The sequence below is a fragment of the Citrobacter sp. Cb023 genome, from assembly GCF_030336805.1.
GTDB classification, from domain to species: Bacteria; Pseudomonadota; Gammaproteobacteria; order Enterobacterales; family Enterobacteriaceae; genus Citrobacter; species Citrobacter braakii.
This window is the reverse complement of record NZ_JAOWCV010000040.1, coordinates 756038-771170: the sequence shown is the minus strand read 5'-3', so window position 1 is coordinate 771170 and position 15133 is coordinate 756038. Positions and strand designations below refer to the sequence as shown.

The following is a 15133-nucleotide window of genomic DNA, read 5'->3' as shown; positions in this document are numbered from 1 at the left end:
TCAGGCTCCTCGTGAAACCACAATCACCACCAGTACCGCCAGCTCAATCAGCGCCAGGCGACGGAACAGCACCGGTGCAGCCGCATTCTGCCAGCCCGGAACCAGTGATACCGGATTCAGCCATTTGCGCAGTTTGAGTACCGGTGCAAAGGCTTCTTTCACCGGCATGGCAAAACCGTGTGCGGTAATGACCATTGACTGCTCGTGATCGTAACCACACACCCATGCCGCACCGCGTGAACGCGATGGCAGACGGTTGCCTTTGAAAATCGTCATGATGATGAACGGCAGCAGCGGACATGCGATCAGCAGCAGCGTGATCATTGGCTGAGAAACGGTGGTGTTCGCGGTTTCCAGCGGCAGCGGAACGGCAGCGGAGATCATCGGCAGCAGCCACGGCGCAGCAACGCCCCCAATCACGCAGCAGATAGCCAACGCGACTACGCTAACGCCCATCAGGATTGGCGCGCAGCAGGCATTTTCAGCTTCCTTCGTGCGCGGTGCGCCAAGGAACGTAACGCCATAGACTTTCGCCATACACATCACCGCCAGCGCGCCGGTAATCGCCAGTCCTACCGCCAGCAACGGTCCTAACAGACGACCGACAAACGCGCCGCTGTTGCCAAGCTTAAAGAAGGACTGGTAGATAACCCACTCACCGGCAAAACCGTTCAGCGGCGGCAGTGCGGCCATCGCCATCAGGCCAACCAGCATCGCCAGAGAGATAACCGGCATACGTTTACCGATACCGCCCAGTTTTTCGATATCACGATGACCGGTACGGAACCAGATGCTGCCTGCGCCCAGGAACAGAACGCTTTTGAACAGGCTGTGGTTTACCAGGTGGTACAGACCGCCGGTCAAACCCAGGGCAATCAGCGCAGGTTGATTCAGGGAAATTCCGGTTACGCCTGCGCCCAGACCCAGCAGAATAATGCCGATGTTTTCCAGCGTGTGGTATGCCAGCAGACGCTGAATGTTGTGTTCCATCAGCGCATACAGACCGCCGACAAATGCGGTGATCATTCCCAGCACCAGCAGCGTAATGCCCCACCACAGCGGCGCGTTACCGCCCAGCAGCGACAGGGAGAGAATACCCAGCAGACCCACCTTCATGACAACGGTAGAGAACAGCGCCGCAGCCGGTGCGCTGGCGTTGGCGTGTGCCTGTGGCACCCATCCGTGCAGCGGAATAATCCCGGCCAGCAGGCCAAAACCCGCCACGCCCAGCAGCCAGATATCAGACCCGAGCGGCAGCTCCTGAGTGCGCAGGTCAAGCAGGCGCAGCTCCAGGGTGCCGTAGCGTTGCCACACCAGGTAGCAGGCAATAGCCAGCAGTAGCGTGCCGACGCGGCCCAGCGCAAACCACAGTTTGCCCTCTTTGCTGCAGCCGGTGAGGAACACGGCACACAGCGCCATGATTTCCGCCATCACCACCAGCGTTCCGAGGTTGCTGGCAACCACCGCACATACCGCCGCGGCCATCAGCAGATTCACCAGCAGCCCGTTGGCTTTTACCTGCGGATGACGATGCCAGTCAATGTTGTACAGGCTGACAAACAGGCCGCACAGGCCCAGCGTAATCAGCCAGATAGCGTTCAACGGGGTAATTTGCACACTGTGACCAATAAATGGCATCACACCGCTTAAAGCCAGGGCATTAGTCAGTACGGTGAAACCCGCAGCCGCTGTACACAGGCTGCCAACCGCACCGCCAACCCCGGCAATCCAGCCGCTCAGCGGTTTATGAAATGAAAACAGAAATGCCAGAACCGCAGCCGCCGTAAACCAGGCTACGCCGCTGTTAATCAGTGAAATTGCGCTCATTTTGCATCCCCACTCTGAGCCTGCTGAAACAAGGTGAGATCGCCGAAGTCGGTATTGAAAGTCAGCTCACGCTTACGTTTGCTGGCGCGGGTAATATCCACGTTACTCACCAGGTGCAGGGCTTTGGTCGGGCACATGCGTACGCAGGCCGGACCAAGCTCGTCAAAACTACACAGATCGCATTTCACCGCGATGGCGCGAATACCCGGAACCCAGTCCAGCAACGTGCTTACGCGGGCAGGCGCTGGCGGAGCCGGAGGCGCTTTTGGCGTATTGGCGTTTGCCGGGATATGCAGCGGACGGCTACCGGAAAACTCAATCGCGCCAAACGGACAGGCGATCCCGCACAGTTTGCAGCTTACACACAGGCTTTCATTCAGCTGCACGGCACCATCAACGCGATTAATCGCATTAACCGGACAAACGGTGGCGCAAGGCGCATCTTCGCAATGGTGGCAAAGCTGCGGGGCGGATTCTTTTTCATTTAACATCACTTTCAGGCGCGGCATTGACTGCAGGCCATGCTGGCGATGTGTCTCTGAGCAGGCGGCTTCACAGGTGTGGCAGCCGATGCAAAGAGTGGAGTCAGCAATTACAAAACGATTCACCAGGCATTCCTCAGGTGATAGTCATTTTTGACGAAAACATGTCTGGAAAATGTCATTTCGACATTTTTCGACATGCCCATTCCCTAAACGTCGTGACGCAGTATGAAAGTGCATCATGACAAAAGTGGGCACACCCAAGGCTTAAGCCGGGCTATGTCCCTCAATCAGCTGGCTTAAATTCACCGGCATATTGTTTTCAACCGCGGTATAGAGGCTGTCGTAGACGGTGGCGATTTTTTCGAGATAGTGCTCCAGCACCTGCTCGCGATCGCGGTTGCTGATACGCTCATCGACTTTACCGTCGATGGTCAACTCAGCCTGTGCAATCAGTTGCTTATCATCACCGTCTTTCGTTTCAACGTAGTACTCGATGGTGTGGCTGTTAAAGCCGTCCGCCAGCGTGACGTAGATAGTGAAGTGTTCAAAAAGGACGAAGCAGAGATCCTTGTCCGGTGCGCAGCTCATTGCATGATGCAAACGCGCTTTTGACAGGGTGATCCCCTGAACCAGCGAGTTGCAGTAAATACGCCACTGGTCCTGTAGGCGACGATGCCGTTCAGCGATGTAATCGGCTTTTTCGCTTATTTCCCAAATAGTCATGTCAGGTTACCCGTTTAGCAGAGATGAACAGCTTTAAGCACATTTCATGCCAAAATTAAAAACCTTAATTTTCATATAGATAAAAAATCAAAAAGCGGTGACGACATGTCATTTCGTCATCGTCGTCATTGTCACGATCGAAAAAATTCAAGCTGGCATGTTTATTGCTTTTAATACGGCAACTTCATAGGAGGCGGTATGCACGAAATAACCCTCTGCCAACGGGCACTGGAATTGATTGAACAACAGGCCACGCAATACGGTGCACAGCGAGTAACTGGGGTCTGGCTCAAAATTGGCGCATTTTCTTGCGTAGAAACCAGCGCTCTCGCCTTTTGTTTTGATCTGGTATGCCGCGGGACCCTTGCAGAAGGTTGTAAACTCCACCTCGAAGAACAAGAAGCCGAATGTTGGTGCGAATCTTGTCAGCAATACGTCACCTTACTGACGCAACGCGTGCGCAGATGTCCGCAATGCAACAGCGATATGCTGAGAATTGTGGCCGATGACGGCTTACAGATTCGACGTATTGAAATAGATGAAACTCCAGCCTCGGATGCCGACGCCTAAGCGTCATCATCCGGCAACTGAAGTATCGCAAGTAATAAGATCAGGAGTGAGCGATGTGTACGACATGTGGTTGCGCTGAAGGCAACCTTTATATAGAGGGTGATGAGCATAATCCCCACTCGGCGTTTCGCAGCGCGCCATTTGCCCCGGCGGCTCGTCCGGCACTGAATATTACCGGGGTGAAGACCTCCAGTTTCACACCGAGCCAGACCGAAGAAGGCGATTTGCATTACGGTCACGGTGAAGCAGGCACCCACGCGCCAGGCATGAGTCAGCGCCGGATGCTGGAAGTGGAAATTGACGTGCTGGATAAAAACAACCGTCTGGCCGAGCGCAACCGCGCCCGCTTTGCTGCCCGTCAACATCTGGTATTAAACCTTGTCTCAAGCCCAGGCTCCGGTAAAACCACGCTGCTGACCGAAACGCTGATGAAGCTCAAAGACAGCGTGCCTTGCGCCGTCATTGAAGGCGACCAGCAGACGGTTAACGATGCCGCCCGTATTCGCGCCACAGGTACGCCCGCCATCCAGGTCAACACCGGTAAAGGTTGCCACCTTGACGCACAAATGATTGCTGACGCCGCGCCACGTTTGCCGCTTGAAGACAACGGCATCCTGTTCATTGAAAACGTCGGGAACCTGGTTTGCCCGGCTAGCTTCGACCTCGGCGAACGCCATAAAGTGGCGGTGCTTTCCGTCACCGAAGGCGAAGACAAGCCGCTGAAATACCCGCATATGTTTGCCGCCGCGTCGCTGATGCTGCTCAACAAAGTAGACCTACTGCCGTACCTCAATTTTGACGTAGAAAAGTGCATCGCCAGCGCCCGGGAAGTGAACCCGGAAATTGAGATTATCCTGATTTCCGCCACCAGTGGCGAAGGCATGGACCAATGGCTCTCCTGGCTGGAGACGCAGCGATGTGCATAGGTGTTCCGGGTCAAATCCGCACCATTGATGGCAACCAGGCCAAAGTCGACGTTTGCGGTATTCAGCGCGACGTCGACCTGACGCTGGTCGGAAGCTGCGATGAACACGGTCAACCCCGTCTGGGCCAGTGGGTACTGGTCCACGTCGGCTTTGCCATGAGCATCATTAATGAAGCTGAAGCGCGCGACACGCTCGACGCGCTGCAAAACATGTTTGACGTTGAGCCGGATGTCGGCGCGTTGTTGTATGGCGAGGAAAAATAATGCGTTTTGTTGACGAATACCGCGCACCAGAACAGGTGATGCAGTTGATAGAGCACCTGTGTGAACGTGCCGCACACCTCCCCTACACTGCTGAACGCCCGCTGCGCATCATGGAAGTGTGTGGTGGTCATACCCACGCTATCTTCAAGTTCGGTCTCGACCAATTGTTGCCCGACAACGTCGAGTTTATTCATGGCCCGGGCTGCCCGGTTTGCGTTCTGCCGATGGGCAGAATCGACAGCTGTGTGGAAATCGCCAGCCATCCGGAAGTGATTTTTTGCACCTTTGGCGATGCGATGCGTGTTCCGGGTAAACAAGGTTCTTTGCTACAAGCCAAAGCGCGCGGCGCGGATATCCGCATCGTCTATTCACCGATGGATGCGCTGAAGCTGGCGCAGGAAAACCCAACGCGTAAGGTTGTGTTCTTTGGCCTGGGTTTTGAAACCACAATGCCAACCACCGCCATCACCCTTCAGCAGGCAAAACAGCGTGACGTGCAGAACTTTTACTTTTTCTGCCAGCACATCACGCTTATCCCTACGCTGCGCAGCCTGCTGGAACAGCCGGACAACGGCATCGACGCCTTCTTAGCGCCGGGCCATGTCAGCATGGTGATTGGCACTGATGCCTATAATTTCATTGCTTCAGATTTCCATCGTCCGTTGGTGGTCGCCGGTTTCGAACCGCTCGATCTGTTGCAGGGCGTGGTGATGTTGATTGAACAGAAGATTGCCGCGCATAGCCAGGTCGAAAACCAGTATCGCCGCGTGGTGCCGGACGCCGGTAACCTGTTAGCGCAACAGGCCATCGCCGAAGTGTTCTGCGTCAATGGCGATAGCGAATGGCGCGGTCTGGGCGTCATTGAATCCTCTGGCGTTCACCTGACGCCAGACTATCAGCGCTTTGATGCCGAAGCGCATTTCCAGCCAGCGCCGCAGCAGGTGTATGACGATCCGCGCGCGCGTTGCGGCGAGGTATTGACCGGCAGATGCAAACCGCATCAGTGCCCGCTATTTGGCAAAACCTGTAACCCGGAGACCGCGTTTGGCGCCCTGATGGTCTCCTCAGAAGGCGCATGTGCCGCCTGGTATCAGTATCGTCAGCAGGAGTGTGAAGCATGAACAGCGTACAACTCGCCCACGGTAGCGGCGGTCAGGCTATGCAGCAGTTGATCAACAGTCTGTTTATGGAGGCTTTTGCTAATCCGTGGCTGGCGGAACAAGAAGATCAGGCCCGTCTGGATCTGGCGCAACTGGTTGCAGAAGGCGATCGTCTGGCGTTTTCAACCGACAGCTATGTTATCGATCCGTTGTTCTTCCCGGGTGGCAATATCGGCAAGCTGGCCATCTGCGGTACGGCTAACGACGTGGCGGTCAGCGGCGCGATCCCTCGCTACCTCTCCTGCGGTTTTATCCTCGAAGAGGGTTTGCCGATGGAGACGTTGAAAACCGTCGTCAACAGTATGGCGGCGACCGCGCGTGAAGCAGGCATCGCCATCGTGACCGGCGATACCAAAGTCGTGCAGCGCGGCGCTGCAGACAAGCTGTTCATCAACACGGCCGGAATGGGGGCGATCCCCGCCAACATTCACTGGGGCGCACAGACCCTCGGCCCAGGCGATGTGCTGCTGGTCAGCGGTACGCTTGGCGATCACGGCGCAACTATCCTTAACCTGCGCGAACAGCTGGGTCTTGATGGCGAACTGGTCAGCGACTGCGCGGTATTGACACCGCTTATCCAGACGCTGCGTGATATTCCCGGCGTGAAGGCGCTGCGTGACGCGACCCGTGGCGGCGTAAATGCGGTAACGCATGAATTTGCCGCCTCATGCGGGTTTGGTATTGAGCTGTCTGAAGCGGCCCTGCCCGTGAAGCCCGCGGTGCGTGGCGTTTGCGAACTGCTGGGTCTGGATGCGCTTAACTTTGCTAACGAAGGCAAGCTGGTGATTGCCGTTGAGCGTCAGGCTGCTGAAACGGTGCTTGCCGCGCTGCGCGCACATCCGTTAGGACGCGATGCCGCAATGATTGGTGAAGTGGTAGAACGCAAAGGTGTGCGTCTTGCCGGACTCTACGGCGTGAAACGCACTCTCGATTTACCACACGCCGAACCATTACCTCGTATATGCTAACAGCCGGTTGGCAGCAAGCTGTAGGCCGGGTAAGACGCATTTGCGTCGACATCCGGCCTTAACGCTGCAATATCACCTGATGGCGTTTTGCCGATCGGGTCTACGGTTCGTGTAGCAGGACCAGTCCGGCAATAATTTACGACTTATACCTATAATTCATTTACCGTTTTCGCACCGTTCTGCGGTGCTTTTCCTGGAAAAGCAATATGTCGTATACACCGATGAGTGACCTCGGACAGCAAGGCCTGTTCGATATTACTCGTATATTATTACAGCAGCCCGACCTGCCGTCTCTCAGCGAGGCGCTTTCGCAACTGGTCAAGCGTTCAGCGCTGGCCGACTGCGCGGCTATTGTCTTATGGCAGGCACAAACGCAGCGTGCGCGTTATTTTGCGACGCGTGAAAATGGTAACCCCATCGATTATGAAGACGAAACGGTGCTGGCGCATGGCCCGGTACGCCGTATTTTGTCTCGCCCCGATGCGCTGCACTGCAACTATCACGAGTTTAACGAAACCTGGCCACAGCTGGCCTCTGGCGGGCTGTATTCTAAATTTGGTCACTACTGCCTGCTGCCGCTGGCGGCAGATGGACGAATCTTTGGCGGTTGCGAATTTATCCGTAACGAAGACCAACCGTGGAGTGAAAAAGAGTACAACCGGCTGCAGACCTTCACCCAAATAGTCGGCGTCGTTGCTGAACAAATTCAAAGCCGGGTCAGCAACAATGTCGATTACGATCTCCTGTGCCGTGAGCGTGATAACTTTCGCATCCTGGTCGCCATCACCAATGCTGTGCTCTCCCGCCTGGATATTGATGAGCTGGTCAGCGAAGTCGCTAAAGAGATCCATCACTACTTCGACATTGATGCCATCAGCATCGTGTTACGCAGCGATCGCAAAAACAAGCTCAGCATTTATTCCACTCACTATCTGGATGAACATCATCCGGCACACGAACAAAGTGAAGTGGACGAAGCCGGCACGCTCTCTGAACGGGTCTTCAAAAGTAAAGAGATGCTGCTGATTAACCTGAGCGAACGCGATACCCTGGCCCCTTACGAAAGAATGTTGTTCGAAACCTGGGGCAACCAGCTACAGACTCTGTGCCTGCTGCCGCTGATGTCCGGCAATAATATGCTCGGCGTACTTAAGCTGGCGCAATGTGAAGAGAAAGTATTCACCACCGCCAATCTCAAACTGCTGCGCCAAATCGCAGAACGCGTGGCGATCGCCGTGGATAACGCCCTCGCCTACCAGGAGATCCACCGCCTGAAGGAGCGGCTGGTCGATGAAAACCTGGCGCTGACTGAACAACTCAACAACGTGGAAAGTGAGTTCGGAGAAATCATTGGCCGCAGCGAAGCGATGTACAGCGTACTCAAACAGGTCGAAATGGTGGCGCAAAGCGACAGCACTGTCCTGATTCTTGGTGAAACCGGGACGGGTAAGGAGCTGATTGCACGAGCAATTCACAACCTGAGCGGACGTAACGCCCGTCGGATGGTGAAAATGAACTGCGCGGCAATGCCTGCCGGATTGCTGGAAAGCGATCTGTTTGGCCATGAGCGTGGCGCATTTACCGGGGCCAGCACGCAGCGGATTGGACGCTTTGAACTGGCGGACAAAAGTTCGTTATTTCTCGATGAAGTTGGCGACATGCCGCTGGAGCTTCAGCCCAAGCTGCTGCGCGTTCTGCAGGAGCAGGAGTTTGAACGTCTGGGCAGCAATAAGCTGATCCAGACCGACGTTCGCTTGATCGCTGCCACTAACCGCGATCTGAAAAAGATGGTCGCCGATCGCGAGTTTCGTAACGATCTCTACTATCGACTGAACGTCTTCCCGATCCATCTACCGCCGCTGCGCGAGCGCCCGGAAGATATTCCGCTGCTGGTGAAAGCCTTCACCTTCAAAATTGCCCGCCGGATGGGGCGCAATATCGACAGCATTCCCGCCGAAGCCCTGCGTACGCTGAGCAACATGGAATGGCCGGGTAACGTGCGCGAGCTGGAAAACGTCGTAGAACGCGCGGTTCTGCTCACCCGGGGCAACGTGCTGCAACTGTCCTTGCCGGATGTAATCGCTATGGCGCCGTCTACGCCGCCGGTGGCGACCGAAGTCGCGCAGGATGGCGAAGATGAATACCAGCTGATAATGCGCGTTCTGAAAGAAACCAATGGCGTTGTCGCCGGTCCTAAAGGCGCGGCACAAAGACTGGGGTTGAAACGCACAACGTTACTCTCGCGCATGAAGCGCCTGGGCATTGATAAGGACGCACTGGTTTAACGGATTATTGCCCGATAGCGCTACGCTTATCGGGCCTACGCCACTGGTGCGTTTGTCTTTGTCGGCCGGAAAAGGCGCAGCCGCCACCCGGCATAGAATAGCTAAATCACTTCTTCCGCTGGTATTTCTCGGGTAACTCCGGCACCGGACGTTTGTCATCAATCAGATGACGCACGGTCAGGATCGGATGACGCCAGAGCATTCTGGGTCCAGCCCAACGCATAATTTGCTTCATCTCTTCGCGTTTAGCGGGCTGGTAACAGTGCACCGGACACTGTTTGCAGGCCGGTTTTTCCTCACCAAATACGCATTTATCCAGGCGCTTTTGCGCATAGGCAAACAACGCATCGTAATGCCCCGGTTCATCTGAAGCCTGCGGACACTGGCTCTCATACAGCGAGATCATTCTCTGGATCGTCATTTTCTCACGTGCAATACGTTTGCCGGACATGATGCCTCCACAATTAAGTTGCATAAATAATACACCTTAACTAAGCGCAGGACTATTCCCTGCCGGTGATACATTCCTTAGCACCCTACGCAAATAAGAATTATTTTCATTTGTTTATGCCATGTGCTATATAACATAGCAAAGGCTATATTCGATGATAAATTAACCACTTTGTTGTGAGGGATACTATGCCGCATCTGCCCCATCTGAAGTCATTTCTCCTTGCCAGCGTGTTAACGGCGCTTACGCTGTCACCTGCCTGGGCGAAAGAAAAGTTCAAAGTGATAACCACCTTTACGGTAATTGCCGATATGGCAAGCAACGTGGCAGGTGACGCGGCGGACGTCAGTTCCATCACCAAACCCGGGGCAGAAATTCACGAATATCAACCCACACCGGGGGATATTAAACGGGCGCAGGGCGCACAGCTTATTCTCTCCAACGGCCTTAATCTCGAACTATGGTTTGCCCGCTTCTACCAAAATTTGTCCGGCGTACCGGAGGTCATGGTCTCAAACGGCGTGCAGCCAATGGGTATCAGCGAAGGGCCATACAACGGCAAACCGAATCCGCATGCCTGGATGTCAGCGGAGAACGCGCTTATCTACGTGGATAACATTCGCGATGCGTTGATGAAATACGATCCCGACCATGCCGCAACCTACCAGAAAAATGCGGAGAATTATAAAGCGAAAATCCAGCAGACTCTGGCGCCACTGCATGCAGAACTGGCGAAGCTCCCTGCAGATAAACGCTGGCTGGTCACCAGCGAAGGCGCATTCTCTTACCTCGCGCGTGATAACGGCCTGAAAGAGCTGTATCTATGGCCGATCAATGCCGATCAGCAAGGCACGCCCAAGCAGGTACGCAAAGTGATCGATGCGATCAGAAAACATCAAATCCCTACCGTATTTAGCGAAAGCACCGTGTCCGACAAACCTGCGCGTCAGGTCGCCCGCGAGTCTGGCGCGTATTACGGCGGCGTGCTGTATGTCGATTCGCTCAGCGCTGCCGATGGTCCGGTACCGACCTATCTGGATTTACTACGCGTGACGACAGAAACCATCGTCAGCGGCATCAACGACGGGTTAAGGAGCCAAAAATGAGTCAATCTGCGATTACCGTGAATCAGGTTACGGTGACGTATCGCAACGGCCACACCGCGCTGCGGGATGCCACTTTTCAGGTTCCGGGCGGCTCAATTGCCGCTCTGGTCGGCGTAAACGGTTCGGGAAAATCAACGCTTTTTAAAGCGCTGATGGGTTTTGTCCGGTTGGCGAAAGGGGAAATATCGATTCTGCAACAACCGGTTAATAAGGCGCTCAAACAGAATCTTATCGCCTATGTCCCCCAGTCAGAAGAGGTGGACTGGTCGTTTCCGGTACTGGTGGAAGATGTAGTGATGATGGGCCGCTTTGGCCATATGGGGTGGCTGCGTCGACCAAAACAGATCGACCACGACTGCGTGGATGCGGCGCTGGCGCGGGTAGATATGCTGGACTATCGCCATCGCCAGATAGGTGAACTGTCCGGCGGGCAGAAAAAACGCGTTTTTCTGGCAAGAGCCATCGCACAGGACGGGCAGGTTATTTTACTGGATGAACCCTTCACCGGCGTGGATGTGAAAACCGAGGCCCGGATCATCGATCTGCTGCGTGAACTGCGTGATGAAGGCCGGACCATGCTGGTCTCTACCCATAATCTGGGATCCGTAACCGAATTTTGCGATTACACGGTGATGATTAAGGGCACGGTGCTGGCAAGTGGGCCAACCGAAACCACCTTTACCCACGAGAATCTCGAGCTGGCATTCAGCGGCGTTCTGCGTCACGTCGCGCTGAGCGGCGGTGAACAACACGTGATTACCGATGATGAACGTCCGTTTATTTCGCGACGCGCGGCAAGCGAGGGGGAGTAATCATGAACTGGCTGACGGAGCCGTTTGGCTACCAGTACATGCTCAACGCCATGTGGGTTTCGGCGATGGTCGGCGGCCTGTGCGCATTTCTCTCCTGCTATCTGATGCTCAAAGGCTGGTCGCTGATTGGCGATGCGCTGTCGCACTCGATCGTTCCAGGCGTGGCCGGAGCCTATATGTTAGGGCTTCCCTTTGCGCTGGGCGCATTTCTTTCCGGTGGACTGGCGGCGGGCAGCATGCTGTTTCTCAATCAGCGTTCACGCCTGAAGGAAGATGCCATTATCGGGCTGATTTTTTCGTCCTTTTTCGGTATCGGGCTGTTTATGGTGTCGCTTAATCCGATGTCGGTGAACATCCAGACCATTATTCTGGGTAACATCCTGGCGATTGCGCCGGAAGATATTCTGCAACTGGCGATCATCGGCGTGGTTTCGCTGACCATTTTGTTTTTGAAGTGGAAAGATCTGATGGTGGTCTTTTTTGATGAAAACCACGCTCGGTCTATCGGTCTGAATCCGGGTCGGCTGAAACTGTTGTTTTTTACGTTGCTCTCCGTTTCCACGATCGCCGCACTGCAAACCGTCGGCGCCTTTCTGGTGATTTGCCTGGTGGTTACGCCCGGTGCGACGGCCTGGCTGCTGACCGATCGTTTTCCTCGCTTGCTCACCATCGCCGTGGCGCTCGGCAGCCTGACCAGCTTTTTCGGCGCCTGGCTAAGCTACTGGCTGGACGGTGCAACCGGCGGAATTATCGTCGTTCTGCAAACGCTGCTGTTCCTGCTGGCATTTGTCTTCGCACCAAAACACGGTCTGCTGGCAAATCGCCGCCGCGCCCGTCTGGTGAACAAGGAGCAAGTATGATCTTAACAACGCTGCTGGAACCTTTTCAGTTTAGCTTTATGGTTAATGCGCTGGTCATCTCTACCATCGTCGCTGTGCCCTGCGCGCTGTTGTCGGTATTTTTAGTACTCAAAGGCTGGGCGTTGATGGGCGATGCCATGAGTCATGCCGTTTTCCCAGGGATTGTACTGGCGTGGATTGCGGGCATTCCGCTGGCAATTGGCGCGTTTATCGCCGGTCTGTTCTGCGCGGTGGCGACCGGATACCTCGACGATAACAGCCGCATTAAGCGCGACACCATCATGGGTATTGTTTTCTCCGGGATGTTTGGTGCGGGTCTGGTGCTGTACGTCTCTATCCAGTCAGAAGTCCATCTCGATCATATTCTGTTCGGCGACATGCTGGGCGTATCTTTAAGCGATATCATGCAAACCGCGGTTATTACTCTGGGGATCGCGCTTATCATCGGACTTAAATGGAAAGATTTGCTGCTGCATGCGTTCGACCCACATCAGGCAAAGGCCAGTGGGCTTAACACCGCACTGCTGCATTACGGCCTGTTGTGCATGATCGCCCTGACGATTGTCGCCACGCTAAAATCGGTAGGGATTATTTTGTCAATTTCATTACTGATTGCACCTGGCGCCATCGCGATTTTAATGACGCGGAAATTTTCCCACGCCTTATGGCTGGCGGTGGCGATGTCGGTCATTACCTCATTTATGGGCGTGTACCTGTCATTTTTCATCGACAGCGCGCCGGCTCCCACCATCGTCGTACTATTTTCCCTGCTGTTTGTGATTACCTTTATTTATGCAACCCTGCGCGATAGGCGTTTAGAGAATCAGCTTCAGCTGCAGGATCCGTAAATTATGGGTCAGCTAATGTTCTTGATATTAATATAGCCTCCGCCAGGAGGTTATATTATCGGCAGATTACAGCATCGTGATGATACGTTTAAATAAACGGATTATAGATTACTCTAACGTGAACAACGGTTGTGGCTTGCCAATGTGGTATCCCTGTAACCACCCGACATTCATGTGTTCCAGGTGCATCTGGATTTCGGCACTTTCAACAAACTCGGCGACAACCTGCATACCTTTCATTGCCGCAACCCGGCAGAAAGATTCGATGATATAGCGACTAACCTCACATTTTATAATCCCACGAACGAAAGACCCATCAATCTTCAAAATATCTGCTTCAATGTTCATCAGGCGTTCATAGCTTGCAAACCCGGCACCGAAGTCATCAATCGCGATCCGACATCCCAATTGACGTAGTAAGCGTAGTGTATCCGCCGTGTGTTCTTTATCTGACAGGGTATCAGCCTCGGTTATCTCAAAAATAATCCGTTGCGGAATCACCACATATTCCTGCAACAACGCAGTTATCTTTGCAACGATACCTGAACGACATAGCGTCACTGGCGCCAGGTTAATGGAAAAACAACTCAGCGGATGGTAGCGCATGTACTTCAGGGTGTTCTCAATAACCCAAAGATCGATATCGGGTGCTAACCCTGTGTCGCGTGCAACCGACAGAAAATGGTCAGGGGAAATAAACTCCCCGTGCTCATTGAGCATGCGGATCAATATCTCATGATAGGATTCATCACCACGAGTACTGACGATAGGCTGGGCCAGCAGGACAAAGGTATTGTGATCCAACGCGTTTTGCAGTGCAGCGCGAACATCCGTTGTATCGGTAGTAGGGTTGCCAAACAGTCGGCTATGCTGTGCCTCAAGGTTTTCCGGCCTGCCGTTGGTCATTGGCGATATGACTTTTGTTATTATTGGAGGGAACATCATATTCATATCAAATTAATAAATAAATACTAATTTATAGATAAAAATGGACATTCCGCGTAGCTGGCATCAGCGGTGAAGAAAAAGACAAAAACCAACATACTGATAATCAACAAAAATCACAAACCCAGTTTTTTCATTATCATTCCAGCTGAGTGCAAAAAAAAAACACGTCAGATGCTTTTAATGTTTACTTTAACATACAAAAAAAGAGAGTTTGCCTCGCTTCATAATTATTTTTCCGTCACTCACTAACTCCTGCAATACTTTGTGGATAGCACTGCGTGAGATATGATTTCGAGCGAGAATGAATGTATACACAGATGTGTTTTCACGCATCTCAGGCTCCATCGACCAAATATATTTCAGGTGCTCAATAATCAATTCACGGATAGTGCGATGCGATTGCAATTTTTCTCGCTGAAAATAGCGTTGCAGATGTAGCGTTAAAATATCAAATGCATGTTTCCAAAGATTCTTCGCAGTGAACAAAAGTTCGGCATTGGTTGCACTCATCGCCCACATTTCACAATCGGTATCACAACGTAAATAGTGTCCGGCAACTTCCGTACGCATTTGCGGCAAGCCGAGGATGGCCGGTGCAGATATACTTACCATCACTAAATCATTTTCCACACGATGAACAGAGATGGCCCCTTTCTCCAGAAACAAGATATTTCCATCACTCTTCAGATCAATACGCTGGCGTTTTTTGCGTAAGGACAGCCAGGCATTATCTGACTTTTTCATTTCATCACCAACAAGCACTACAGCATTTTCAATATCTTTCTGGAACATGGGACTCTCTACCGCAAATTATGGCTTTGTCAAAACGAGGGTGGATTTTTACTCAACACGAAAAATAAATGTCAGCTCACCAACAAGCTGACATTTATTCCCATCTACA

At 53.3% G+C, this 15133-nt stretch carries 16 protein-coding genes; 10 read left to right on the top strand and 6 right to left on the bottom strand.

The window, feature by feature from the left end:
• The 3 genes from hycC to hycA form a co-directional block, all read right to left on the bottom strand.
• Positions 1-1827, bottom strand: coding sequence for a formate hydrogenlyase subunit 3 (gene hycC, locus OGW44_RS24465; protein WP_185654477.1), 1827 nt, complete (start codon positions 1825-1827; stop codon positions 1-3).
• Positions 1824-2435: a formate hydrogenlyase subunit HycB gene (gene hycB, locus OGW44_RS24460; RefSeq protein WP_049040386.1), complete on the bottom strand. Its 612-nt coding sequence runs from the start codon at positions 2433-2435 to the stop codon at positions 1824-1826. Before hycB ends, hycC begins: the two co-directional genes overlap by 4 nt.
• Before the next feature lie 141 nt (positions 2436-2576).
• Positions 2577-3035: a formate hydrogenlyase regulator HycA gene (gene hycA, locus OGW44_RS24455; RefSeq protein WP_016154190.1), complete on the bottom strand. Its 459-nt coding sequence runs from the start codon at positions 3033-3035 to the stop codon at positions 2577-2579.
• Positions 3036-3233: 198 nt separating this feature from the next.
• On the opposite strand from hycA, the gene hypA reads away from it, so the two are divergent.
• From hypA to flhA, 6 genes are all read left to right on the top strand, one after another.
• Entirely contained in the window at positions 3234-3605 is a 372-nt protein-coding gene (gene hypA, locus OGW44_RS24450) for a hydrogenase maturation nickel metallochaperone HypA (RefSeq protein WP_019077546.1), read from the top strand.
• Between the two features lie 53 nt (positions 3606-3658).
• Entirely contained in the window at positions 3659-4531 is an 873-nt protein-coding gene (gene hypB / locus OGW44_RS24445; protein WP_016154192.1) for a hydrogenase nickel incorporation protein HypB, read from the top strand.
• On the top strand, positions 4522-4794 hold the full coding sequence (hypC, locus tag OGW44_RS24440) for a hydrogenase 3 maturation protein HypC (protein WP_003037411.1): 273 nt from the start codon (positions 4522-4524) through the stop codon (positions 4792-4794). The genes hypB and hypC overlap by 10 nt, the downstream gene beginning before the upstream one ends.
• Complete coding sequence (gene hypD, locus OGW44_RS24435) at positions 4794-5915, top strand: hydrogenase formation protein HypD (protein ID WP_019077547.1); 1122 nt, start codon at positions 4794-4796, stop codon at positions 5913-5915. The genes hypC and hypD overlap by 1 nt, the downstream gene beginning before the upstream one ends.
• Positions 5912-6922: a hydrogenase maturation carbamoyl dehydratase HypE gene (gene hypE, locus OGW44_RS24430; RefSeq protein WP_016157324.1), complete on the top strand. Its 1011-nt coding sequence runs from the start codon at positions 5912-5914 to the stop codon at positions 6920-6922. The genes hypD and hypE overlap by 4 nt, the downstream gene beginning before the upstream one ends.
• A 206-nt stretch (positions 6923-7128) precedes the next feature.
• Positions 7129-9207 carry a formate hydrogenlyase transcriptional activator FlhA gene (gene flhA, locus OGW44_RS24425; RefSeq protein WP_185654476.1) on the top strand — a complete coding sequence of 693 codons (2079 nt, stop codon included), beginning with the start codon at positions 7129-7131 and terminating at the stop codon, positions 9205-9207.
• Between the two features lie 106 nt (positions 9208-9313).
• Here the strand turns inward: flhA and OGW44_RS24420 are convergent, their stop codons facing one another.
• Entirely contained in the window at positions 9314-9658 is a 345-nt protein-coding gene (locus tag OGW44_RS24420; RefSeq protein WP_003825888.1) for a nitrous oxide-stimulated promoter family protein, read from the bottom strand.
• A gap of 188 nt (positions 9659-9846) precedes the next feature.
• Here OGW44_RS24420 and OGW44_RS24415 point away from each other — a divergent pair, with 188 nt between their 5' ends.
• From OGW44_RS24415 to sitD, 4 genes are read left to right on the top strand one after another with little or no spacing between them, the layout of a single operon-like run.
• Positions 9847-10764, top strand: a complete 918-nt coding sequence (locus OGW44_RS24415; protein WP_019077550.1) for a metal ABC transporter substrate-binding protein — start codon at positions 9847-9849, stop codon at positions 10762-10764.
• Positions 10761-11576, top strand: coding sequence for an iron/manganese ABC transporter ATP-binding protein SitB (gene sitB / locus OGW44_RS24410; RefSeq protein WP_019077551.1), 816 nt, complete (start codon positions 10761-10763; stop codon positions 11574-11576). The genes OGW44_RS24415 and sitB overlap by 4 nt, the downstream gene beginning before the upstream one ends.
• A 2-nt stretch (positions 11577-11578) precedes the next feature.
• Positions 11579-12436 carry an iron/manganese ABC transporter permease subunit SitC gene (gene sitC, locus OGW44_RS24405; protein ID WP_016154199.1) on the top strand — a complete coding sequence of 286 codons (858 nt, stop codon included), beginning with the start codon at positions 11579-11581 and terminating at the stop codon, positions 12434-12436.
• Positions 12433-13284 (top strand): iron/manganese ABC transporter permease subunit SitD, encoded by an 852-nt coding sequence (gene sitD, locus OGW44_RS24400; protein ID WP_016154200.1) that lies wholly within the window; start codon positions 12433-12435, stop codon positions 13282-13284. Before sitC ends, sitD begins: the two co-directional genes overlap by 4 nt.
• Before the next feature lie 108 nt (positions 13285-13392).
• Here sitD and OGW44_RS24395 read toward each other — a convergent pair whose 3' ends face one another.
• Together OGW44_RS24395 and OGW44_RS24390 are read right to left on the bottom strand one after the other, a co-directional pair.
• Positions 13393-14190: an EAL domain-containing protein gene (locus tag OGW44_RS24395; protein WP_149381261.1), complete on the bottom strand. Its 798-nt coding sequence runs from the start codon at positions 14188-14190 to the stop codon at positions 13393-13395.
• A 231-nt stretch (positions 14191-14421) separates the two neighbouring features.
• Positions 14422-15024 (bottom strand): helix-turn-helix domain-containing protein, encoded by a 603-nt coding sequence (locus tag OGW44_RS24390; RefSeq protein ID WP_185654475.1) that lies wholly within the window; start codon positions 15022-15024, stop codon positions 14422-14424.
• Positions 15025-15133 lie beyond the last annotated feature (109 nt).

Bases quoted from the DNA above. Each gene is read 5' to 3' on its own strand.
- hycC (WP_185654477.1), bottom strand. From the start codon at position 1,827: ATGAGCGCAATTTCACTGATTAACAGCGGCGTAGCCTGGTTTACGGCG.
- hycA (WP_016154190.1), bottom strand. From the start codon at position 3,035: ATGACTATTTGGGAAATAAGCGAAAAAGCCGATTACATCGCTGAACGG.
- hypA (WP_019077546.1), top strand. From the start codon at position 3,234: ATGCACGAAATAACCCTCTGCCAACGGGCACTGGAATTGATTGAACAA.
- hypB (WP_016154192.1), top strand. From the start codon at position 3,659: ATGTGTACGACATGTGGTTGCGCTGAAGGCAACCTTTATATAGAGGGT.
- hypC (WP_003037411.1), top strand. From the start codon at position 4,522: ATGTGCATAGGTGTTCCGGGTCAAATCCGCACCATTGATGGCAACCAG.
- hypD (WP_019077547.1), top strand. From the start codon at position 4,794: ATGCGTTTTGTTGACGAATACCGCGCACCAGAACAGGTGATGCAGTTG.
- hypE (WP_016157324.1), top strand. From the start codon at position 5,912: ATGAACAGCGTACAACTCGCCCACGGTAGCGGCGGTCAGGCTATGCAG.
- flhA (WP_185654476.1), top strand. From the start codon at position 7,129: ATGTCGTATACACCGATGAGTGACCTCGGACAGCAAGGCCTGTTCGAT.
- OGW44_RS24420 (WP_003825888.1), bottom strand. From the start codon at position 9,658: ATGTCCGGCAAACGTATTGCACGTGAGAAAATGACGATCCAGAGAATG.
- OGW44_RS24415 (WP_019077550.1), top strand. From the start codon at position 9,847: ATGCCGCATCTGCCCCATCTGAAGTCATTTCTCCTTGCCAGCGTGTTA.
- sitB (WP_019077551.1), top strand. From the start codon at position 10,761: ATGAGTCAATCTGCGATTACCGTGAATCAGGTTACGGTGACGTATCGC.
- sitC (WP_016154199.1), top strand. From the start codon at position 11,579: ATGAACTGGCTGACGGAGCCGTTTGGCTACCAGTACATGCTCAACGCC.
- sitD (WP_016154200.1), top strand. From the start codon at position 12,433: ATGATCTTAACAACGCTGCTGGAACCTTTTCAGTTTAGCTTTATGGTT.
- OGW44_RS24395 (WP_149381261.1), bottom strand. From the start codon at position 14,190: ATGACCAACGGCAGGCCGGAAAACCTTGAGGCACAGCATAGCCGACTG.
- OGW44_RS24390 (WP_185654475.1), bottom strand. From the start codon at position 15,024: ATGTTCCAGAAAGATATTGAAAATGCTGTAGTGCTTGTTGGTGATGAA.